Origin of the sequence: uncultured Rhodococcus sp., assembly GCF_963525155.1 — a bacterium.
Taxonomy (GTDB): Bacteria; Actinomycetota; Actinomycetes; order Mycobacteriales; family Mycobacteriaceae; genus Rhodococcus_F; species Rhodococcus_F qingshengii.
In genome coordinates this window covers 1-19,882 of sequence record NZ_CAURKP010000097.1, presented here as the reverse complement: position 1 = coordinate 19,882, position 19,882 = coordinate 1, and the positions used below count along the sequence as shown (strand labels likewise).

Annotated in this window: 20 protein-coding genes; 5 read left to right on the top strand and 15 right to left on the bottom strand. The window is 60.9% G+C overall.

Annotated features, from left to right (window positions below):
* On the top strand, positions 1 to 1,134 hold a 1,134-nt coding region (locus tag RWT78_RS18690; RefSeq protein ID WP_314677205.1), incomplete at its 5' end, for a GIY-YIG nuclease family protein.
* Between the two features lie 80 nt (positions 1,135 to 1,214).
* On the opposite strand, the gene RWT78_RS18685 is transcribed toward RWT78_RS18690, so the two are convergent.
* The 4 genes from RWT78_RS18685 to RWT78_RS18670 form a co-directional block, all read right to left on the bottom strand.
* The gene (locus RWT78_RS18685; protein ID WP_314677203.1) at positions 1,215 to 2,432 is read right to left on the bottom strand and encodes a Dyp-type peroxidase; all 1,218 of its coding nucleotides are present in this window, start codon (positions 2,430 to 2,432) and stop codon (positions 1,215 to 1,217) included.
* Positions 2,425 to 2,925: a copper chaperone PCu(A)C gene (locus RWT78_RS18680; RefSeq protein WP_003945769.1), complete on the bottom strand. Its 501-nt coding sequence runs from the start codon at positions 2,923 to 2,925 to the stop codon at positions 2,425 to 2,427. Before RWT78_RS18680 ends, RWT78_RS18685 begins: the two co-directional genes overlap by 8 nt.
* A gap of 25 nt (positions 2,926 to 2,950) precedes the next feature.
* Positions 2,951 to 4,381, bottom strand: coding sequence for a PepSY domain-containing protein (locus RWT78_RS18675; RefSeq protein WP_007734624.1), 1,431 nt, complete (start codon positions 4,379 to 4,381; stop codon positions 2,951 to 2,953).
* A 108-nt stretch (positions 4,382 to 4,489) separates the two neighbouring features.
* Positions 4,490 to 5,020: a hypothetical protein gene (locus RWT78_RS18670; protein WP_007734626.1), complete on the bottom strand. Its 531-nt coding sequence runs from the start codon at positions 5,018 to 5,020 to the stop codon at positions 4,490 to 4,492.
* A gap of 220 nt (positions 5,021 to 5,240) precedes the next feature.
* On the opposite strand from RWT78_RS18670, the gene RWT78_RS18665 reads away from it, so the two are divergent.
* Both RWT78_RS18665 and RWT78_RS18660 read left to right on the top strand, forming a co-directional pair.
* Entirely contained in the window at positions 5,241 to 5,948 is a 708-nt protein-coding gene (locus RWT78_RS18665; protein ID WP_314677200.1) for a hypothetical protein, read from the top strand.
* A 309-nt stretch (positions 5,949 to 6,257) separates the two neighbouring features.
* Positions 6,258 to 7,424: a MinD/ParA family protein gene (locus RWT78_RS18660; protein WP_003945525.1), complete on the top strand. Its 1,167-nt coding sequence runs from the start codon at positions 6,258 to 6,260 to the stop codon at positions 7,422 to 7,424.
* 40 nt (positions 7,425 to 7,464) lie between these two features.
* On the opposite strand, the gene RWT78_RS18655 is transcribed toward RWT78_RS18660, so the two are convergent.
* From RWT78_RS18655 to RWT78_RS18645, 3 genes are all read right to left on the bottom strand, one after another.
* Entirely contained in the window at positions 7,465 to 8,499 is a 1,035-nt protein-coding gene (locus RWT78_RS18655; RefSeq protein WP_007734628.1) for a hypothetical protein, read from the bottom strand.
* Positions 8,500 to 8,700: 201 nt separating this feature from the next.
* Positions 8,701 to 9,783 (bottom strand): M48 family metallopeptidase, encoded by a 1,083-nt coding sequence (locus RWT78_RS18650; RefSeq protein ID WP_042452503.1) that lies wholly within the window; start codon positions 9,781 to 9,783, stop codon positions 8,701 to 8,703.
* Positions 9,784 to 9,860: 77 nt separating this feature from the next.
* Entirely contained in the window at positions 9,861 to 10,064 is a 204-nt protein-coding gene (locus RWT78_RS18645; protein WP_003945456.1) for a hypothetical protein, read from the bottom strand.
* 145 nt (positions 10,065 to 10,209) lie between these two features.
* Between RWT78_RS18645 and RWT78_RS18640 the strand changes: the two genes are divergently transcribed.
* Positions 10,210 to 10,365, top strand: coding sequence for a DUF6131 family protein (locus RWT78_RS18640; protein WP_003945912.1), 156 nt, complete (start codon positions 10,210 to 10,212; stop codon positions 10,363 to 10,365).
* On the opposite strand, the gene RWT78_RS18635 is transcribed toward RWT78_RS18640, so the two are convergent.
* Entirely contained in the window at positions 10,359 to 11,537 is a 1,179-nt protein-coding gene (locus RWT78_RS18635; protein ID WP_314677195.1) for a glutamate--cysteine ligase, read from the bottom strand. The genes RWT78_RS18640 and RWT78_RS18635 overlap by 7 nt on opposite strands.
* A 1,274-nt stretch (positions 11,538 to 12,811) precedes the next feature.
* Here RWT78_RS18635 and RWT78_RS18630 point away from each other — a divergent pair.
* Positions 12,812 to 13,537, top strand: coding sequence for a GntR family transcriptional regulator (locus tag RWT78_RS18630; RefSeq protein ID WP_003945758.1), 726 nt, complete (start codon positions 12,812 to 12,814; stop codon positions 13,535 to 13,537).
* On the opposite strand, the gene RWT78_RS18625 is transcribed toward RWT78_RS18630, so the two are convergent.
* The 7 genes from RWT78_RS18625 to RWT78_RS18595 form a co-directional block, all read right to left on the bottom strand.
* Entirely contained in the window at positions 13,497 to 14,765 is a 1,269-nt protein-coding gene (locus RWT78_RS18625; protein WP_314677192.1) for an FAD-dependent oxidoreductase, read from the bottom strand. The genes RWT78_RS18630 and RWT78_RS18625 overlap by 41 nt on opposite strands.
* 13 nt (positions 14,766 to 14,778) lie before the next feature.
* Positions 14,779 to 15,624, bottom strand: coding sequence for a M55 family metallopeptidase (locus RWT78_RS18620; RefSeq protein WP_003945595.1), 846 nt, complete (start codon positions 15,622 to 15,624; stop codon positions 14,779 to 14,781).
* A 49-nt stretch (positions 15,625 to 15,673) separates the two neighbouring features.
* The gene (locus RWT78_RS18615) at positions 15,674 to 16,768 is read right to left on the bottom strand and encodes a serine hydrolase domain-containing protein (protein ID WP_314677190.1); all 1,095 of its coding nucleotides are present in this window, start codon (positions 16,766 to 16,768) and stop codon (positions 15,674 to 15,676) included.
* Positions 16,765 to 17,556, bottom strand: a complete 792-nt coding sequence (locus RWT78_RS18610; protein WP_198402590.1) for a creatininase family protein — start codon at positions 17,554 to 17,556, stop codon at positions 16,765 to 16,767. Before RWT78_RS18610 ends, RWT78_RS18615 begins: the two co-directional genes overlap by 4 nt.
* A complete protein-coding gene (locus RWT78_RS18605; RefSeq protein ID WP_003945892.1) occupies positions 17,556 to 18,515 on the bottom strand; it encodes a serine hydrolase in 960 nt (319 codons plus the stop codon). Before RWT78_RS18605 ends, RWT78_RS18610 begins: the two co-directional genes overlap by 1 nt.
* Positions 18,516 to 18,574: 59 nt before the next feature.
* Positions 18,575 to 19,555, bottom strand: coding sequence for an oligopeptide/dipeptide ABC transporter ATP-binding protein (locus RWT78_RS18600; protein WP_037132368.1), 981 nt, complete (start codon positions 19,553 to 19,555; stop codon positions 18,575 to 18,577).
* On the bottom strand, positions 19,552 to 19,882 hold a 331-nt coding region (locus tag RWT78_RS18595; RefSeq protein WP_399552163.1), incomplete at its 5' end, for an oligopeptide/dipeptide ABC transporter ATP-binding protein. The genes RWT78_RS18595 and RWT78_RS18600, both read right to left, overlap by 4 nt.

Here is a 19,882-nt window from a genome sequence, read left to right as displayed (position 1 = left end):
GCTATAGTCTGGACAGTTCCTCGCGCTATCGGCTCCACTTTGCTCGTTGCTCCGTTGATCAAGGAGTTCCTTGTCGAGGGTGACGGCACCCTCGATGCAAAACTGACTGCGGTCGGTACGGTCTCTGCCTCTCTCGAGAAGCAAGTCGGCCGCACGTTCACCTCGATCAGCGCTGCTTCGGCGGCAATCTTTTCCGGTGCTGCCGGTTCCACCAGCGTGCCAGACGCACTACGTCTGGCCGTGATGCGCACTCTGTCCACCGAGGTCGTCGTCAGGAAGCCCGCTCCGCAGCCGTTCTCCGAGAAGGTCGGGAAGAGGCTGGGGCAGTATGTCTTTGCTTTGCGTGACCCGCGTAACGACCAGGTGTTCCATGTCGGGCACGGCACGGGAAATCAAGTATTCGCGCCGGTATTCGAAGCGCTCGGTGAACTCGCGAACCTCGAAGGAGCGGACGCTCCGGCCGAGTCGAATGCTGCTGTGACGGCAGCCAAGATCGCTCGGATCCGCGAGATCTACGACGCAGGTTCGGCGGTGGAGCACTTCGTACTCCTCCGCTCGGTCTCTGCCGCCACGGATTCGGCCGCCACTACCGACGAGGTCGTCCGCGGCATCGTGGAAGCCTTGCGCATCACCGACGCGGGAGAGGGTCTGACCAATCTCGCAGGCGATACCTCGGACAAGGACGCCCGAGCGACCCGCGTCGAGGAACTCGCATTGCGCTACTCGGCTGATCCCGCGCCGGAACTCCCGACGCCGAGCATCGTCCTCCGCGTACCGGCCTCCGCCCGTCCGGGAGCAACGCCGGAAGAGATCTACGAACTCGCGCGCGCCGAGTGGTCTGCCGGTGCGGCCGTTCGTGCCGAGATCGGAATCCCCGTTCTGGTGTTTGCCGACAGCATCATTCGTGGTGCCTTCCGTGCTCAGTCATGGGAGGTGTCCACCCGCAATGCCGACGGAAGCCAACTGTGGCGGTTCAACGGAACCGTCGACGACGAGCTTGCTGCCAAGTACGTCGGAACCGAGGTCACCCCGCACAACGTCGGACTGAAGAAGTGGCCCGTCAGCGGTTGGGTCACGAGGTTGACTACCGCCCGTCCAGGTGCGGTCATGCCGGGACCTCGTAAGTCCAAGTAACGCAACAACTTCAGGTAGAAGGAATTGTGGGGGCGGGATCCGTTCGGATCCAGCCCCCACAATATCGTTGCCCGGGGTTGTCAGCCGAGCAATCCGCTTCCCAGATAGTCGTTCTCGGTGCATCCCGGCGGAATGAGATACACCGCAGAACCGATCGGCGTCGTCCACTCGTTGAGTGCGTCGAAGTCACTCAATCGCTGTTGGACCGGTAGATATTGCTCGGCGATGTCCCGTTGGAATGCTGCGAAGATCAATCCCGAATTCGAGGTCTGCCCGCTCTCGGGTGCGTCGTCGTAGTTGTATGCCCGACGGAAGAACTGCTCCTTCTCATGCGTCTGGTGGGCTCGCGCGATGTGTGATCCTGGCGGGATCACCGGAATGCCGAACTTGTCCGTGAGTGTGAAATCCGCTTCGTCGAATTCGTTGGTTCCGTTGAGCGGAGCGCCATTGGACAACGTGCGCCCCATCGTGAGTTCGCGCCCCGAACGGTCGAGTTCGTCCCAGGTATCCATTTCCATGCGAATGCGTCGCAGTACCAACGAGGTTCCGCCCGCCAGCCACGACTGACCCGCGCCGTTGTGCCAGATCAGTGAATCGAAATCCACTGTTCCCGGAGCAGGATTGACGGTCCCGTCCACTTGGCCCATGAGATTGCGCATCGTGGTTCCCTCAGGCGTGGTGCCGCGAGCGTTGCGGAATCCCTTTTGCGTCCACCGGATGGTCGTCAGTGATCGGACGTTCTTGGTCAGAACTCGCACAGCATGAGCAATGGTCACCGGATCGTCGCCACAAATCTGCAACAACAGGTCCGATCCGCCCCATCGATCGTCAAGTCGGTCGATCGCGTAGCTCGGCAGCGGCTCGAACCAGTCCGGTTGACGTGCTTGCAATCCCAGCTTGGTGAACAGGCCAGGGCCGTAGCCGACGGTCACTGTCAAGCGTGCCGGATCCACAGCCAGTTCCCGTTCGGTGTCCGCCAACGCCGGGTTGCCCGCGGTGAGCCGTGACGCATCCTCGGACCACATCTTCATGATTCCGACGACGACTGCTCGATCGGTTCCAGGCAAGAGGTCGAACCCGATGAACGTGCCGTGCGCTTGCGGAGTGGTGGCGATCCCAGCTTGGTGGACGCCGTAGAACGGTTCCACCAGCTTGCCTGCTTGCTGCTCGTGTTCGCTGCGCTCCACCACTGTGGTTGCGCCCCAAGTTATTCCCGCGACGCCGAGCGCGGCGGCGCCTCCTCCGAGAAGGCGCCGCCGGCTGAGTGCTCGGCTGGGCGGGTTCGTGTTCTCAGCCACCGTGATTCGGGTCGTAGTTCTCCTGATTACCGGAGAAGTCGCGAATCTGGGCTGTGAACGTGGTGCTGGAACCGTCGTCGTAGATCAAGGTGAGGTCGGTTTCTGCGCCTGGGAGCAGCGGCGCGGACAGGTCCATGAACATGAGGTGGTCACCGCCCGGGGTGAGGGAGGCGGACCCGTTGGCAGGGACCAGGAAACCGCCGTCCTTGGGACGCATCGTCATCGTTCCGCCGTCGCCGGTCACGACTTCGTGCAGTTCGAGTCGAGACGACGCGGGGCTGGTGGCCGAGACCACGCGTACGTCCTTGTCACTGGAGTTGACGAGTTCGGCGAACGCCGCGCTCATTCCTTCCGGCGCGGCCTTGACCCATTGATCCTGAACTGTGATGGATTGTGCAGCTTCGGTTTCCTTGTCGGAGTTGGAAGAACAGCCGGTCAGGGCGAGAGCTGCGGACAGTGCAACAGCTGCGAATATCTTTGTGCGAACAGTCATGTGTGTCTCCGTAATTCGTGAAGTGTCAGGTGGTGGCACGGCGTTTGAACGCCGCAATGCACAGGTCGATCAGCAGGAATGCGAGAAGGCTGATGCCGAGTAGCGGTACGAACCAGCCGACCAACGCCGTGATCGCGACGAGAGCAACGAGGCCGACCGGGGAGAGGTTGCGGATTCCGCCGCGGGCAGGAACCCGGCCGACTGCCCAGTCGGAGCCACGAGTGGGGCGTCGGCGCCACCACATGATGTAGCCCCGAATGACCACGCTGACCAGTGCGAGTGCCAGTGCGGCGAGTGCGATCTGGTTGGCAAGACCGAACAGCAGGCCCATGTGGAGTTGGATTCCCCAGGCCGAAAGTTTGGCTGCGAGTGGCCAATCCGAGAACCACAACTCGTCGGTGACCTTTTGCGTCGCTCCGTCGATTGCGATGGTGTTGTTGCTGTACACCCAGGGCTGACGTGTCTGGGCGACGGTGAACGCCGTCTCGGCGTTCGCGGGTATCGATACTTCGACAGGACCGGTGATCCCGTTGTACCTGGCGATACCGAGGACGGTGTCGACGCGTCCGACGTTGGTGTCCGTCAGCGTGCCGGTGGCGGCAGGGGCCATGTCGTGACCCTCGTGCCCGCCTGTCGCCGGAGGGGGAGCGTCGCCGAGAGTTTTCACAACTGAGGGCGTCGTCCAACTCAACGCGGTTCTCAGATTGCTGACGTTCTCTCCGGCGTAGGTCGACCACGTGAGGCCGGTCGCCGAGAGGAAGACCAATGCAACTGCTATCCAGATGCCGACGACACCGTGCCAGTTCAGGGTCCGGCTTCGTCCGGTGGATGCTCGGTCGATCGTGAGCAGTCGAGCGTTCCGGGCGGTGCGGTATCGACGGAACCAGAGGTAGACACCGCCGAGTGCGACCACCCACATCCACGACGCGGCCAATTCGCTGTAGAGGCGGCCGGGTTCGCCCAGATGAAGGTGGCGATGCAGTTGGGAGATCCAGGTTCGCAGTGGCAGCGAACCACTGCTTCCGTAGACCGCCAACTCGCCGACCGGCTGTGCGAGCACCGGATCGACGAAGACGGCGAGCCTCTCCGATTCGCCCAGTGACGGATCGGTGAACAGGACTCGGGTGGTTTCGCCGGCAGCAGGGGACGGACGTACTGCCGAGACCGTCAAGTCGGGGCGGTACTGCTGAGCGGAACGGATCTGGTCGTTCAGTGACGCGATCTGTCCGGTGGTGTCGGTCTGGAGGTAGTCGCTGTAAACGAACTTCTCGATGGTGGGTGCCATCGCGTAGAGGCCGCCGCTCAAAGCGGCGATGAGGATGAACGGTCCGATCAGGACGCCGGCGTAGAAGTGCAGACGCAGGATCAGTGGTCTGGCGCCGCCAACCTGCTTCTTCGGGGGAGAACTGTCGTTGGACGCGCGCGTCTGTGCGCGCTCCAATTCGGGTGCGGACATGCGTGTACTCGATCCCGCTGTGCGCCTTTATTAACCGCGGGCGGTTAATAAAGGCGCACAGCAAAGTGGCGCACGTAATCACGTGCGTGAAAGGAAAAGGGAGGTGAGTTACACGAATGCCGGTGGGCCGCGAGTGCCCAGGCCAGAGGTGAGAAGTTGACGCAGAACAACTTTGGCGCGGTATCGAGTACGTGCAGCGAACGGCGACGGTTCAGCTGCCCACGGGCGCAATAGAACGGCGACGATTGCCGCTACCGTCGATGCGGCCACGACGTATCCGCGTTCTGCGCCGCGGATCAGCACTGCGCACACTCCGACGGCAGCGATGTGTGCCGCGAGCATCGGAAGGGACAGGAGCAGGCCGTGTTGATGATCCGAAGCGATGGTCAACGTCGCGTGACCGATGGCCTGACCCGCAGCGAGCATGAGGGCGAGCAAGAGCGCGGGGGAGCGACGGGTGTCGATGGACGTGACCACCGCGCCGACGCTCGCGCAGGCGAGGATCAGCAACACGACAGCGCTTTCGGACGGGGCCATGCCGCCGCCACCGAGCGCGTGGGCTGCGACGGAAACCGCGCCGGAGGTGCCGCCCACGAAAGCACCGCGCAGCTGCGCGACATCTTTCGGTCCCGGCGTCATACGCGAAAGGATACAGGCGCCTACTACCGGGCTTAGTAGGTGATCGGTCGGGATCGTTTCGGTGGCCGACCGACGAACGCATTAGGCGGGGGATTTGTCCGATTCGCCAAACTTTGCCGAGGACCGGGTGAAACAAACGTGACGGTCATTTTCCGGTGCCAGACTTGGCTCTGGTCGCCGGCAACGGGTCGACGGCAGGGCAAACACATAGGAGAGTTTCATGAGGCGTCGATTCTTTGCGATATTCGCCCTGGTGGGTGCGTTCGGTCTCTTCCTGTCTTCGGTGGCCTCGGCGGACCCGGTCACACGCTCCGTGTCGGGCACCCTTGTCAACTCGTGTAGCGATACTGGCGATCCGGTCGGGATATGGATGGTCGTATGGGATGGCTCGACGCAGATATCCTCGGCCACTGTCGGGGTGGGTGGCGCATACACGATCACGAACGTTCCTCCGGGCAATTACACGGTCAGTCCATACTCGCCGGCTGGATGCGGATCCGTACCCGACAGGACGGCGGTAGATCTGACGACGTCCGACGCGACCGGGATCGACTTCGAGTTGGTGAAGGTGTTCAGCATCGTCGGAACTGTCACTGGGTGTCCGGGTGCCGACGGGGTCGGGGCGTCTGACGTGACGTTGAATCTCCTCGATGCCGGCACGCAAATCGCGACGACAACGACGGATGATTCCGGTGACTACTTCTTTCAGTACAAGCCGGCCAAGGACGGCTATTCCGTAGAAGTGGTTCCCGGCAGCGGATGCGGTGCCGATCCAGCAGCAATTCCGGTGAATCTGAGCACGAATGACGTCACCGGTGTCGACTTCGCGCTCACTGCCGACGGCTGCGATACGGGCAGTTCGTTCGGAAGTGTGGATCTGTCGACGATTTTCGGAAGTCTCGGTAGTTCGGAATTCTGCAGCAGCTGAACACTTGTCCATGAAGGGTGGGTGATCGCCGAGGCGATCGCCCTCCCTTTTCTCGTTTGTTACCAAGGGATTTGCCCTGACATTGCGGAAGGCTGTTTCTAGCGGCAGATGAAGATATCTGTGCCGCATATCGTTACGACGTTCGTATTTGCTGAGATCGGCACAGGCGTGGGGACCAAAGTCATCGAAGTGCGGGTGTAACGGTCTGTTGTGCCACGACGGTATTGAGCAGAGAACGGCAAGCCCGCCAGAGTGATAGCGTCCGAGAGGCTATGTCCGAAATGATTCCGAACTCGACCTAGGAAAACGGTGCGCAGCGATAACAACGGTTCGAATAACGGAGTCCTGGGGAACAACTCCGGAACGACTCAGGGCGACGGCCATTTCGACGCGTCCGACGACGGCTATGCAACGTCGATTCGAACCGTCACCTTCACACCACAATTCGACGAGCCTGCAGCAAAACCGTTGCCCAGTCAGCGGATGCGCCAGCAACGTCGTGAAGAGCCGACCGATTTCCGGACCTCGACGCCCAGGCCTATGACCTCCGTCGACGACCTGGACATCATCAAGCGGGCGAAGCGTCCACCCGAACGCGGTTTGGGCAGTGTGTTGTTCAAACTCACCGGGGGCCGGATCAACACTGGGCAGTCGGCTGCCGAACTCGAACACCAGGCTCTCGTGCGCCGTGCCAACCGAACGGTGCGCGGCGTGTACAAGATTGCTTTCATCTCACTCAAGGGTGGAGTGGGGAAAACCACGGCGGCCAAAACTGTCGGTTCGACGTTCGCATCGATCCGTGGGGATCGAATCGTAGCCATCGACGCCAATCCCGACCTGGGGACCCTGGCTGATCGCGAACGACGTGAACATCACCTGACCGTTCGTGATCTGTTGGCCGACGGTGACATTCGTACGTACAGCGATGTTCGCTACTACACCTCGCAAGGCGACAGCCGACTCGAAATCCTTGCGAGTGAGGCAGATCCGGAAACTTCGGAGTCGTTCAACGAGCAGGACTACCTCGATACTCTCCGAATTCTCGAGGTGCATTACAACATCGTCATCACCGACTGTGGCACCGGAATCATGCACTCGGCCATGTACGGAATTCTCGACGAAGCAGATGCTTTGGTTGTCGTCAGCCCGACGGCTCAGGATGGTGCCCGTAGTGCTGCAGCAACGCTCAGTTGGCTGACCAAGCACGGATACGCAGATCTGGTGAGCAGGTCGGTCGTGGCGATCAATTCGACGCGGCCGGGTTCGTCTTCGCTCGACCTCGATCAACTCGAGGACGTTTTCGCTCAGCGTGGAGTGCGAGCGGTCAAGACGTTGCCCTACGACGATCACCTGGGCGAAGGCGGTCCGATCGACTTGAAGTTGTTGAACAAGCGCACGGCACGGGCATATCTGGAACTCGTCGCAGCAATTGCCGATGGTTTCCCGGACTCGGTGGGCAAGCACGCTTCTCGATAGAACGTGCTCGCCACCGAATCTGATCAGCAGGCTCCGGCGTTCAAGGGTGCCGAAGTATCGCGCCGTATCCGTCGGCGAGAACGAGGCGTTCGTCGATCTGTACCAACTCGGTGCCGGTCCCGATTGCGATGTAGGGGAGTACGCGATCGGCGGGCCCGATCAACTCTCCACTGGTGACTTCCTTGTCGTCGGGATCGGTGAGCAGCAGCGTCTCGACCTTGCCCTGTTCGAGGGCGTCGAGGACGCGTGCGGTCCCGTCGATGGAGAGGCCGGAGTCCCGGCCCTGCTCTGCGACGTAGCGTTCGGTTTCCACATCCATTCTGCGCAGTCGCTGCGTGTCGATCAGTTCACGAATCGACTTGGACACCTCGGCGGGTGTCGAACCGACTGAACGCGAACCCTTTTCGACGTCCACCACCCGTAGCGTCGACGGCAAAAGCTGTGCAAAAGCTTTGCGGGATTGTACTTCTCCGATGACAACCACCAGCGCGACCTTGTGTTCACGGGCGAGTGCCGCCGCGCGCTCCACAGCCTGAGTCAGGTTCTTCCGGATATTCTCCTCCACGAGGCTTTGGCTGTCGGTGTATCGCTCCTGACCGCCCACGTGTGCCTTGTGGACCGGGAAGCCGTCTCCGTCTACCGTTTCGCCGTACACGTCACGCCCGCGAGCATCGCGCACGCACAGGTCCGCGCCAGTGTGGTCGACCTTGGCGATGAGGAACGGTTCGGTGTCGTATCCGTGTGCGATCAGTGGAATCAGGTAGGGCAGTTCGCCCAAGGTCGCGATAGTGGAGCCGGCAGGTTCGAGCAGAATATCGTCGATCAGTACTGCCTCGGAAGTGGCGACGATCGCGCGTCCGGCGCGACCTGAGATGCCGTGATGGTTGTCCTTCACCTCGTCCAGTCGTGCGATCAGCGATTCCGATGCTCCCTGTTTCGTGAGTTGATTGCGCATCGAGCGCCATTCGAGTTCGAAGCGCTCGCGCGCATCTTCCCGGTTACGGACGTCTTCGAAGTACACGGAGGCAAACGGGCCGTCACTCGAACCGACCTTCTTCAGTCGCCCAGCATGCATGTCGGCTCCCTTCTGTAGTGGTCCTATGTCGCGTACCCGACAACCGGTGATTCGACACGACCGCTTTCAGTTCGCACGTTTGTTCGACTGCTGGTACTGTCTGTGAACGTGAGGGTGGTGCAGAGGGAAGCCTGCATCACCTTCACGCCAAGAGCCCGGGGCCTGCCGCCGACTGCCTTCGGCGGCAGGTCCCGATTCTGCTTACTCGGCGTCGTCAGTGCCCTTCGACCTGTCGGAACTCTTGCGCCAGTGGGTGAATCGTTCCTTGATGTCCGACGCTACATCGCCGACGCCATTCCCCACGGCGCCCACCGCACCGCCCAATCCGCTACCGATGTCGCGCACCATGCGGATCAAAGGGTCCTCCGACTCGTCGAAGTTCTGCTTGTAGGTCTTGGCTGCATTCTTGAACTCGTCGCTGATCTTCGCTCCGTCGTCATCGCCGCGACGGGGGTAGTTTCCGCGCAGAATCGCGGCGTAGTCTCCGCTGTCCACCCACTTCTTGAGCTCGGCGGCGCGAAGCACCGAGAACGGGTGAGAGAGCAGTTCGATGTTGAGGAGCTTGAGTACACCGTCGCGGAGGTCGCCGCTGGCGTCGTACTCGGCGGCCTGGGCAAGAAACGCGTCGATGTCGATTTCACTGACTCGGGATCCGCCCGCCAATTTCATCTGGACGCGAATCGCGGTGTGTACGTCCTGCCCGCACAACAGTCCGGCACGATCACCGGACAGTTCTGACTTGCGCTGCCATTCCATGAGGGCGGCGATGATCGCGCGCAATGCCCACCCGCCGACGGGCAGCCATCCGATGGTTCCGGCCAGTCGCATCAAATGCATCAGGATGGTCCGATACACAGCATGACCGGACAGCGCGTGGCCAAGTTCGTGGCCGATGATGAACCGCTGTTCCTCGTAGTTCATCACGTCCAATAGGCCGGTAGTGACCACCATGAACGGCTTGTCCATGCCGATGGTGAAGGCGTTGACCATCGGGGTCTGGAGTACGAACAGCTCGGGTGTCTCGTCGGCCTGCAGGATGTCGACGCAGTCACGGCGCAGGTCGTTCAGGTCGCTGAACTGGCGTTCGTCGACTCGCACCGACGTGGCGAGGTACATGAGGCGGTGCTGACGTTCTTGGAGCAGTCCGGACAGCGTCCGCAGGACAGTGTCGAACCCCCGAAGCGTCCGGAGCGTCACCAATGCAGCCCGATCGGCTGGGTGTTCCCACGCACGCGAGCTGATGTCCGGGAACTCGATTCGGGTGCGATCTGGTGCAGTGGTCATGGTGGCCCCTCACTTCGATGTGTGTCGACTCACCTCCAGGGTAACGACTAGTCGGTTTAGCGTGGATTTCCGGCAGCTCACTCGGTGGGCTGGGGGAGCGTGCAATCGGTGACTTTGGGGTTGACGCCGAAGTAGTTCAGCGGACCCGCGATGACCGTGAGCGCGATGGTCCCGACGCCGGCGCAGTTGGTCGGCGAACTGCTGTAGTAGCCGCGTTGGCCGGCCGCGACGGCCCCGACTATCAGCCAGATCAGAACGATCAGAGTCACAATTCTCATCATGGCGGGCTCGATTCTTCAAATATTATGGTGCCCAGCGAAATACCCGGTCAGAGTGGGTATGAAACGCTCTGCCGACGGGTATCCGCGGTGTATGCGGCTCGAGGCGGGCGTATCCGCCCGAGTGAACGCACTGAAGGAGCTTGTGATGATCATCCTCGGCGTGATCCTGCTGATAATCGGTTTCGTGGTGAACATTCCGATCCTGTGGACGATTGGTGTCGTCTTGCTGGTGATCGGAATCATCCTGTACGCGCTGGGCGCGGCCGGGCACGCCATCGGTGGTCGGCGGCATTACTACTGATCCGTTGTCGGCTCGTCGTGCGTATCCGTGCCAGTCGGCGCGGTCGGTACGGTGCGCTGAACGGCACGCGCAATCAGTTCCCGAAGGCAGACCTGGTGCAGCGTTCGCTGTTGCCAGTCGCTGCCGTTGCCTGTGACTGACTTGTGCTGCAGCGCCGACTCCACGCTCGCGTACTCGCCCCCCTCGTCGAGGGAGTCACGGACATGGATCAGGAGCCGGTGCAACAGTTCCGTGGCTGAAATTCTTTGTGAGGTAATCGGATCGATCGACGCTCCCAGGACGCCTTCCTTCGCGGACACCCAGGTTGCGAGGCGGAGGCTCTCGAGGGAAATGTTCGGAGCCTCGATGCCCCGGTCTATCGCGCGTAACGCAGTTGCCACCAGAGCCCGTCCAAGGGTTGCAAGTAGCGCTGCATCCTCTGCTGTCGGCTGAACGTCGCAGACTCGGATCTCGACGGTCGGTAGGTGGCAGGAAGGTCGGATATCCCAGTAGGCCATCCGCTTGTCGAGCATCACGCCGCAATCCACCATCTTCGCAACCGCGGTGTCGAAGTCCCCGGTGGTCTCGAAGTACGGCGGCGGCCCGGCGACTGGCCACCTGGACCATTGGATCGCCCGCCAACTCGCGAAGTCGGTGTCGACTCCTTGGTGGACACGGGAATTGGCGCTCAATGCCAACAAGGCGGGCAACCAGATGCGCACGTGATTGCAGACCTGCACGGCCTGTAATTGATCAGCGACGCCCACATGGATGTGGCAACCGCAGATGCTCTGTTCGGCAGCGAGGGCGCCGAAGCGTTCGCCCATCCGGCGGTAACGAGGCGAGTCGCTGATCTCGAAACGCGAAGGCCCCGAAAGCGGTGCGCCGACGGCCAACAGCCTGCAGCCGTTCAACTCGGCAGCTTTTGCCGCGAGCCGACGCATGTCGGTCAAGTGGGTTCGGAGTTCGTCGATGCCATGGCACACGGGAGAGTTGGTCTCGACTTGGCAGCGGGACAACTCGAGCTGAAGATCCAAACCCAGTGTCGACGCGGTTTCCGCAACCGCAGCATTGTCGGTGGACGGCAACCAGGAGGTCGGGTCGACGAGGATGAATTCTTCTTCGACGCCGACGGTCGGGGTCGTCGATTCGTGGCGGCCAGCGGTGGATTCGGTCGAGCAGGTGGCGCCCATGCTCGCGTCTACCCGGTCGGTCGAAGGCGGAAACCGACCCGAGGAAGCCCCGTTCTCGTCGGGAGAACGGGGCCTGTGGTCGGCCTTGCCAACATCTCGGAAGCGTCAACGAGTCCTTGCACACCGTATGAATCTGGGGACTGGCGTGCCTGGGAAAACGTACTGTGTCGGACTCGGTAAAACGAGACCCCAAGGCATGTCTCACCCCCTATTTCACCCTCGTGTGGACTTGTCCGCACACCCTTCGCCGAGTCGCGGATCATGACCTGGCGGCCTGCGGTGGTGCAGTCTCGGTTTTATCCGTGGGGCCGCCGTTATCGAGCAGATTCCGAGAATACGAACCCATCTAAACTAACGTCCAGCATTCGGATGTGGCGTTCTGGCGGAGTGTGTGGGTTCGGTGAGTCAACAGATATTTGATCAGTTAATCGCGTGCACAGCATCCGGAGAAGTTGTGGAACTTTCGAACTGGTATTGCGTTTCACCAGCGCAAATCTTCAGTGGTCATGGGTAAAAGTCAGAAGATGGGAGAAAGTGCCTGGGATTGTGTTGCTACCGGTTCGTTATCGCAGACGAGTGTCCACTATGTGCGTGGATGACGACTCTTGAAGGCGGGCAAAACTGCGTGTCAGCTGTGTCGGAGCTTCCTCTGTCTTTGTGTTCTTGGATTGAGAGTTTCACCAGGAATATCTTTCGTGATCGACGCGCCGGGAAATTTTTCTCAAGATTTACCCACTTGCGAATTGGGGAATTCAGCGGGTTGTGGAAGACCGAAATATTGCGGGTGGGAGCTGTTATTTCCGGTGATTTGCCCATATCTTGCTGAGTGACGTATTTGCAACCGAAGTGTCGCGCGGTCGAGAAATAATGCTTTTCATGCTTTACATTGGAAATTGCAAGATGCACGTTTCATCCTCAGTGTTAAACGAAAGGACGAACGCAATGGGTAGCTTGGAAGATTTCGACATCGCGGCACTTCTTCAGAAGGTCATCGCATTCTTCGACGGATTCTCGTCGGACGAGACCGAGCCCCCCACGGGCTAAGACTTAGCGAAGCCGCTGTGCATCCGGATGACACTGGATGCGCAGCGGCTTCTTTGTATCAGGACCCCATCTGTCAAACCTGCCGGATCTGTCAACCCAGCCGGGAACTGAGCTCGGTATCTCGGCCGGGGCGGACTCAGCTTGCACATCTGTGCGAGCTGGGAACGATCTTTGTCACATAAAATGTTAGGTATTACATATTGGACATCGATGGGTATTAGGGTGCAGGTATGGGGACGAAGCAGCCTGCCGGTTCAAGCGCAGATCGTAGTACCGACGACGAAAAGCAGAGTGCCGTATTCCAGCCACTGGCACGGACCAGCTTGCGCAGCGATGCCACGAGACTGCTTCGGGCCCGGATCTCGAGCGGTGAACTGGAGTCCGGCCGGCTCTACGCGATTGGCGACATCGCAGCGCAACTCGAGGTCTCGCCCACCCCGGTACGCGAGGCTCTCCTCGATCTGAAGAGCCAAGGCCTCATCGAGATGGTGAGGAACCGCGGCTTTCGCATCGTCGAACTGACGGATGACGAACTCGCGGAGATCGTCGAAGTCCGGCTGATGCTCGAGCCACCTGCAATGGCGAAGGTTGCCGTGCTCGAACCCCCGCTGGATCTCACCGATCTCTGGAAGCTGAGCAAGCGCGTCGAGAACGCCGCGGCCGAGGGGGATCTGGTCTCATTCCTGACCTTGGACAAGGACTTCCACCTGGAACTGTTGGCTGCACTGGGTAACGCACGGTTGGTCAAGGTGGTGGAGCAGTTGCGCGATCAGACTCGCCTGTCCGGGCTCAAAGGCATTGCAGGCAGCAAGGACCTGGTCGGCTCGGCTCGGGAGCACGATCAACTCCTCAAGGCGTTGGAATCACGAGATCCGATTGCGGCCGAAGCTGTCATGACTGCACACCTCCACCACGTCAGCGGGTTGTGGGCCGGACGCTCCGAAAAGTCCGACTGAAGCGGTCTGGTCTGAACACGCCGGCATAGGCCGGGAGGCCTCGGCCGAATACACTGCGAGCGACCAACTCTCCGGTGACGGGGCCGAGGGTTATGCCCAGCATCGCATGGCCGGTGGCGACAGTGACATTCGGATGGTGAGTCAAGCGACCGATGATGGGCATCCCGTCGGGTGTCATCGGACGAAGCCCCGTCCACGGGACTGCATTCTGCGGACGTTCCCAGTGATCGAAATAGTCGGCCGCCGACGTCAGTATGCCTCCGGCCCTTCGCTTGTCGATGTGTTCACTTCGGCCTCCGAATCCCATGGTGCCGGCCAGTCGAGTCGCACCGGACAACGGCGTGACGGCAACTTTGGCTTCCGACAGATACGACGCCCGAGTACCGACGGGGAAAATCGGTGGAACGTCGAAACCGTAGCCTTTGCCGGATTGGACGGGGAGTGTGTACCCGAGTGCTCGCACCACATCGGCGCTCCAGGTGCCCGCAGCGACCACAAAATGATCGGACGTCATCGGCCGTTCTACTCCAGAAGCTGTCACGTTACCGGCGGAGTCTGCTGACAGTGTGAGTTCGGTGCCTTCCACGATCTCGACCCCGAGGCTCTCGCATTGTGTGATCAAGCTTTCGACGAAGGCTGCGGGGTCGAGGAATCTCTCGTGGGGACAGACGATCCCACCGATAACCGAGCTCGAGAGTCCCGGTATCAGCTGAGCCGTTCGGGCACTGGTGTGTACGTCGAATTCGTCACCGCCGAGTGCTCGCACCAGCGTCATTTCTTCGGCGTGGGAGTCGAGCGACTTCTGTGTGCGAAACAGCTGCACCAATCCGGATCGGTGGTTTTCGAACTGAAGCCCAGTGCGCTCGAGTTCGTCGAAAAGCTCGAAAGTCCGATGATTGAGTGCCATCAGATTTCGCAGGCCGGATTCGAATCTCGTTGTGGTGCAGTTGCGAAGCATCGCAATCATGAAGGAGGCAAGGCGAGGGTCGAGGCTGGGGCTGATGTACAGCGGGCTGTCAGGACGCAGCATCCACTTCAACGATTGGGTCAGTACTCCGGGGGCAGGGACGGGGGCCGACATGCTCGGGACGACCCATCCGGCATTATGGCTCGACGCGCCGGTTCCCGCATCCCTCGCGTCGACTACACACACGTCGGCTCCCTCGGCAGCCAAAGCCAGCGCCGAACACAACCCGATCGAACCGGCACCGATAACGGTCACTCTCATGGAAATTTGCCCTCTACTGACGGTTGGCGATCGTCATCTGTCCGCGGAGGCCGGCAGATGCCAATTGATAGTTGACGGTGATCAGTCCGATGATGTCGTCGACGGTGTTCAAGCGATGCTCGATGGTTCGATCTGACGTTCGCCGAGAACCGGGGACACCCTCCGCCATCTCCGCAGCAGTTGTTGTCGGGTGAACGATTTCGAGTACCCACTCGTCGTGCAATTCCGTAGGATTCAACGAGTCACACTGTTGCACAGCTCGTCTGGATGCATCGCGGATGGCTGCGCGCGCCAGACTCGGCGGCAGTGAGTTGGTAGCCGACCACCCGTGCGCTTGTTTCACCACGACGGTTTCGGTTGAAGGAGACGTAGCGCTGACCAACCCGCAGATCACGTCGTCTCCTGTGACCAAGCCGACCGGCACGCCGTGGGTAGCCGCGTAGAGCGAGTTCACATCGCTTTCCGACACGGTCTTGCCGTCGAGACGCACATCCGTGAACAGAGCCGAGAACGTATGTGCCAGCACACCAGGTCCGCCCGCGGGAGCGTGGTAGCCGACGAAAAGGGCCACGTCGTGTTCTGCAGTGAGACCCTCTGCCATGCACTGCAGCTTCGGCGATCCGAACAGAACCCGCGCCCGCGGATCCAGTTCGGCGTGCAGAAGGTTGTCCATCGTTCCGTGACTGTCGTTGACGAGCACCGATTGCGCGCCGGCATCGAACGCACCGGCAATTGCCGCATTGGCCTCGGCCGTCATCAGTGCTTGCGCACGTTGGTATCCGTGACCTCCACGAACTATCTGGTCGAGCGTCGCAATTCCTGCGATGCCTTCCATGTCCACCGAAATGTAAACGTGCATAGTGCGACTCTCTGTTTGTCGATTGTCTTCGTGACTAGGTCCGCATTGGTCAACCGTTCGGGACGGACAAGGCTTCTCGCACCGTATTCGCCAAGACGACCGAGGCCGGAACCTCGGGAGGCGTCGTGGCAACCAGTCGATTCTTGGTGAGCGCGAAACTCAAACCGTAGTCCGGATCGGCGAACCCGTACGAACCGCCGAACCCGCTGTGGCCAAATGAATTCGATCGTCCGCCCATTGCAATCCCGTTGTCACCCAACAGATAACCCAAGCCCTTGCGGATCGGTGCCTTGTGGGTTTGATCGTACGCATCGGTTTCCAGCGTCGTTGCCAGAGTGGTCCGCGCTAGCGGGAGTAGACGCACTCCGTCCACACCATCTCCGATCAACGACGCATAGTGTTTGGCCAAGGATCGAGCGGAGGTGATGGCACCTCCGGCAGGGACAGCTGATGCCTGAATCGACGGAGTGTTGAAGAGCTCCGCCATGATCCGAGTATCAGGGCTCGACGCGGGACCGGTCAGAACTGATTCGTCGTTCGCGAGAACCGCGATGCGGTCCCTCACCGAAGGAGGGACGCCGAAGAACAGATCCGTGATACCCAAAGGCTCGCAGATCAGTTCGGCGACGATCTGGCCGAAGGGCTTCCCGTACACGCGACTTGCTACCTCGCCGAGAACGAATCCGGAAGACAGTCCGCGGTACGCGGTCTCGCTACCCGGAGTCCACATCGCCTCGGACTCGGCCAGGCGAGCGCAGGTGCCGTCCCAGTTGTCGAGGTGAAAGTCGTGTGTTATGTCCTGGACTCCGGACGTGTGGACGAGGACCTGTCGAATAGTCGCCTCTCCCTTGCCGTTCTGTCCGAACTCCGGCCAATAGTCGCTGACCCGTGCGTCGTAGTCGAGTTCGCCGCGTTCGGCAAGCAGATGCACCGTCGTATACATGAGACCTTTGCTGCACGAGAAGATCGGGAACAAGGTGTCACTTCGGACGGGCGCACTTCGAGTGGGTTCGGTGTGCCCGGACCAGGTATCTACGATCAACTGACCGTGCTGGTACACCGCAACCTGGATGCCGAGTTGGGTGTCTGCGGCGACCATTGCGTCGAGTTCGGCCTGAACCACCCGCTGTACGTCGACAGTCATCTTTTGCGTCCCTCGTGCTGGGCGATCTCGGTACGAAAGTACTCCGAGACAACGGTGGTCAGTGATTCGAGGTACCGTTCGCCGCGTGACGCCAGTGCGGCGACGGGGTCGCCCAAAATACCGTTCACCGACAATGCTTTTGTCCCGCCGTCGAACAACGCGGTGGCAGTGTCCTTGTCGAAGCGTCCGAGGAATCCGGGCTCGGCGGCGTTCATGTCGACGAGGTCGGGTCGCAGTGCGAGGACTATCGATGTTTCGAAATCGCCGGCATGAGAACCGCAGGCCTCGGGAGAGATCGAATCCTCCTCAGCCACTGCTTCGAAAGCTGCGAGCAACTGGAGAAGATCGGTGTGCGCATGAATCCGTGTCTCGCCGATCCGAGGTCCGACTCTCTCGATCAGATGCGCGAGGGGTTCGAAGTTGCCGCCGTGGCTCGAGATGACGAGGATATTGTCGAACCCATGAGCGGCGAGACTGCGAACGTAGTCTTCGACTACGTCGAGAAACGTCGCCTCGCGCAGAGAGACCGTTCCGGGAAACGACATGTGGTGCGGGGAAACTCCGAACGCGATGGTGGGCGCCACCATTGTCGCCCCGATCCGTGTGGCGACGGCAAGCGAAGTGGCAGTGCCGATCAGGGTGTCCGTGGACAGAGGCAGGTGCGGGCCGTGTTGTTCGGTCGCTCCCACCGCGAAGATGACGTTGCGGATCCCGTCGTTCATCGCCTCCTGCATCTGGGTCCACGTCATCTCCGCCATCGAGGGGGGTGCGCCGAGCGTAGGGCTCATCAGGCTGTTACCGCCGTCGCAGCGGCGTCGCGGCTTGCGTTCCGAAGACTGTCGATCGCAAGTGCGGCGATCTTCCCGATTGCCGCGTCCACCTTGCTGTTACGCATGTAGTTGTTCTTGTCCCTCAGGAAGATCGCTACAACGTAGAGATCCTCGTCGCCGAAGTCGACGACGCCCACCTCGTTGCGAACCCCGGCAAGGAACGTGCCGGTTTTGCCGGAGATCGTCGGTCCGTCGACGTACGCGGAGGAGAGGCGGTGAGGCGCGAACTGCAGGCCCATCACTCGGCGTACTTCTGCGCAGGCTTCGGCGTCTGCAGCCTTGTCCGTCCAGATGAGGCTGAGCAGTTCGGTCATCTCACGAGGGGTACTGGTGTTACCGCCGCGCGCGTTCAACGACTCGCCTGCTGCGATGGCCGCGACGAACTCGTCCTCGGGAAGCCCGAACGGGTTGCCGGTGGAGGTGTTCTGCAAAGTTGCGTATTCATCGGTCGAGAGTTCCTGGAGAGCAAGCGAAATGATGCCTTCGCAATCGGTGGTGATGGAGGTCGAGTTCAATCCGAGCGCGCGGAGTCGGCTCATGATGTTCTCGGTACCTACCATCTCTTGCAGAATGTCAGTGGCGGTGTTGTCGCTGACCTGCATCATGAGCAGGGCCAAGTCCCGGATGGATACTTCCACGTCGTCCGTCATCGCTGAAATCCCGGAGGGCCCGATGGTGCGCCTGTCTGCAGGGACCTTGATTCGGTCGGCCAGTTGTATGCGTCCTTCGGATGCCTGGGCGGCGACCTCGAGCATGACGGGGACTTTGTAGGTCGAGGCGGTCACCGAACGTGCATCGGCGCCGGAACCGATTTCGAGGTTTCCGTCGAGGCTGCGGACGTGAAACGCAACGGTGGCGTTTGCGTCGTCACACACGTCGGCGATGGAGGCGAGGATCCTGAGGGGATTGGTGCTCATGGTATTCCGTTCCGGGGGTTGGTGTGAAGGAGAATGTTTCGGTCAAGGCAGTGACGTGTTCATGAACTCGCGGAATTAGGCGGGGCGTAAAGATGACAACGCGCCTCACCTGACGGCGTGGAATAGGTCGGGGGCGAAACCGTGTCGCAGATCGCGCCGATGCGTAGGTGACATCTCTCGTGAAAGACACAGCCGCCCGGCGGGTTGTCAGGCTTCGGGGGCTCGCCGGTGAGGATGATTCGCTCTCGCGCAGCTTCGGAGAACAGTGTCGGCGATGCCGAGGCCAATGCGCGTGTGTACGGGTGTGCGGGGTCGGTCAGAATGCTCTCGGTCGAACCGTACTCCTGCACCTGACCCAGATACAGGACGGCAACCTCGTCGCAGAAGAATCGAACGACTCCAAGATCATGACTGATGAAAAGGAAGGATGTTCCGGAGTCCTCTTGAATGTCCTTGAGGAGGTTGAGAATCTGCGCCTGCACCGAAACGTCCAGGGCGGAGACAGGTTCGTCGGCGACGATGAGTTTCGGTTTCGCTGCGACGGCGCGTGCGATCGCCACTCGCTGGCACTGCCCACCCGAAAGTTGGTGTGCGTACATGTCTCCGTACGAAGCGCTCAGTCCGGCACGGTCGAGCAAATCGTCGACGTCCTGGCGACGCGCCGAATGCCCGCCTATGCGTAGTGGTTCGGCGACGGCACGCCAGATCGGCAGCTTCGGATCTATCGATGCGCGCGGGTTCTGGAAGATCATCTGCACCGATCCCGGGGTTCGCTTGCGAGAGGACTTGCCGGTGACACGCTGCCCCAGTATTTCCAGGTTGCCACCGGACGGCTCGAGCAGGCCGGTCACAACTCGACCGAGAGTGGACTTGCCGCTTCCGCTTTCACCGACCAGTCCGAGAGACCGCCCTGCCGGGATCGACAGGTCGACGCCCCGAAGCGCCTGCACGGCGCGGCCGCCCAGACGTGTCCGGAAGGAATGGGTGATCCCTTCCAAGCGGGCCACTTCGTGTGTGGAAACTAACTGGTGTTTGGTCATCGAGCCACCTCACTTGCCAAGACGCGCTGATGTGAGCCGGTCATCGGGTGCAGACAGGCCGCGAGATTGTGTCCACTTCTTTCGAGTTCGGGCGAGCCTGAAAGGCATTCGTTGCCCGCACGGTCGCAGCGTGGGGCGAAGTGGCAACCGTGGTTTCGGTCAGACAACGGCGGCACGATCCCTCGTACCGTCTTCAAACGCCGAGCACCCGAGTTCATGCTTTCCAAACAGTCGACCAGTGCGTGCGTGTACGGATGCTCCGGTTCACGCAGTACGTTGTCGACGGATCCGGATTCGACGATCTTGCCCGCGTACATCACGTACGCC

What these genes read in the sequence shown, in the direction of transcription:
- RWT78_RS18645 (WP_003945456.1), bottom strand. Translation starts at nt 10,064, where the DNA reads ATGATGAGAATTGTGACTCTGATCGTTCTGATCTGGCTGATAGTCGGG.
- RWT78_RS18625 (WP_314677192.1), bottom strand. Translation starts at nt 14,765, where the DNA reads ATGAGAGTGACCGTTATCGGTGCCGGTTCGATCGGGTTGTGTTCGGCG.
- RWT78_RS18600 (WP_037132368.1), bottom strand. Translation starts at nt 19,555, where the DNA reads ATGACCAAACACCAGTTAGTTTCCACACACGAAGTGGCCCGCTTGGAA.
- RWT78_RS18650 (WP_042452503.1), bottom strand. Translation starts at nt 9,783, where the DNA reads ATGACCACTGCACCAGATCGCACCCGAATCGAGTTCCCGGACATCAGC.
- RWT78_RS18635 (WP_314677195.1), bottom strand. Translation starts at nt 11,537, where the DNA reads ATGGGCGCCACCTGCTCGACCGAATCCACCGCTGGCCGCCACGAATCG.
- RWT78_RS18605 (WP_003945892.1), bottom strand. Translation starts at nt 18,515, where the DNA reads ATGAGCACCAATCCCCTCAGGATCCTCGCCTCCATCGCCGACGTGTGT.
- RWT78_RS18620 (WP_003945595.1), bottom strand. Translation starts at nt 15,624, where the DNA reads ATGCACGTTTACATTTCGGTGGACATGGAAGGCATCGCAGGAATTGCG.
- RWT78_RS18680 (WP_003945769.1), bottom strand. Translation starts at nt 2,925, where the DNA reads ATGACTGTTCGCACAAAGATATTCGCAGCTGTTGCACTGTCCGCAGCT.
- RWT78_RS18665 (WP_314677200.1), top strand. Translation starts at nt 5,241, where the DNA reads ATGAGGCGTCGATTCTTTGCGATATTCGCCCTGGTGGGTGCGTTCGGT.
- RWT78_RS18610 (WP_198402590.1), bottom strand. Translation starts at nt 17,556, where the DNA reads ATGAGCCCTACGCTCGGCGCACCCCCCTCGATGGCGGAGATGACGTGG.
- RWT78_RS18640 (WP_003945912.1), top strand. Translation starts at nt 10,210, where the DNA reads ATGATCATCCTCGGCGTGATCCTGCTGATAATCGGTTTCGTGGTGAAC.
- RWT78_RS18675 (WP_007734624.1), bottom strand. Translation starts at nt 4,381, where the DNA reads ATGTCCGCACCCGAATTGGAGCGCGCACAGACGCGCGCGTCCAACGAC.
- RWT78_RS18655 (WP_007734628.1), bottom strand. Translation starts at nt 8,499, where the DNA reads ATGCATGCTGGGCGACTGAAGAAGGTCGGTTCGAGTGACGGCCCGTTT.
- RWT78_RS18615 (WP_314677190.1), bottom strand. Translation starts at nt 16,768, where the DNA reads ATGACTGTCGACGTACAGCGGGTGGTTCAGGCCGAACTCGACGCAATG.
- RWT78_RS18630 (WP_003945758.1), top strand. Translation starts at nt 12,812, where the DNA reads ATGGGGACGAAGCAGCCTGCCGGTTCAAGCGCAGATCGTAGTACCGAC.
- RWT78_RS18670 (WP_007734626.1), bottom strand. Translation starts at nt 5,020, where the DNA reads ATGACGCCGGGACCGAAAGATGTCGCGCAGCTGCGCGGTGCTTTCGTG.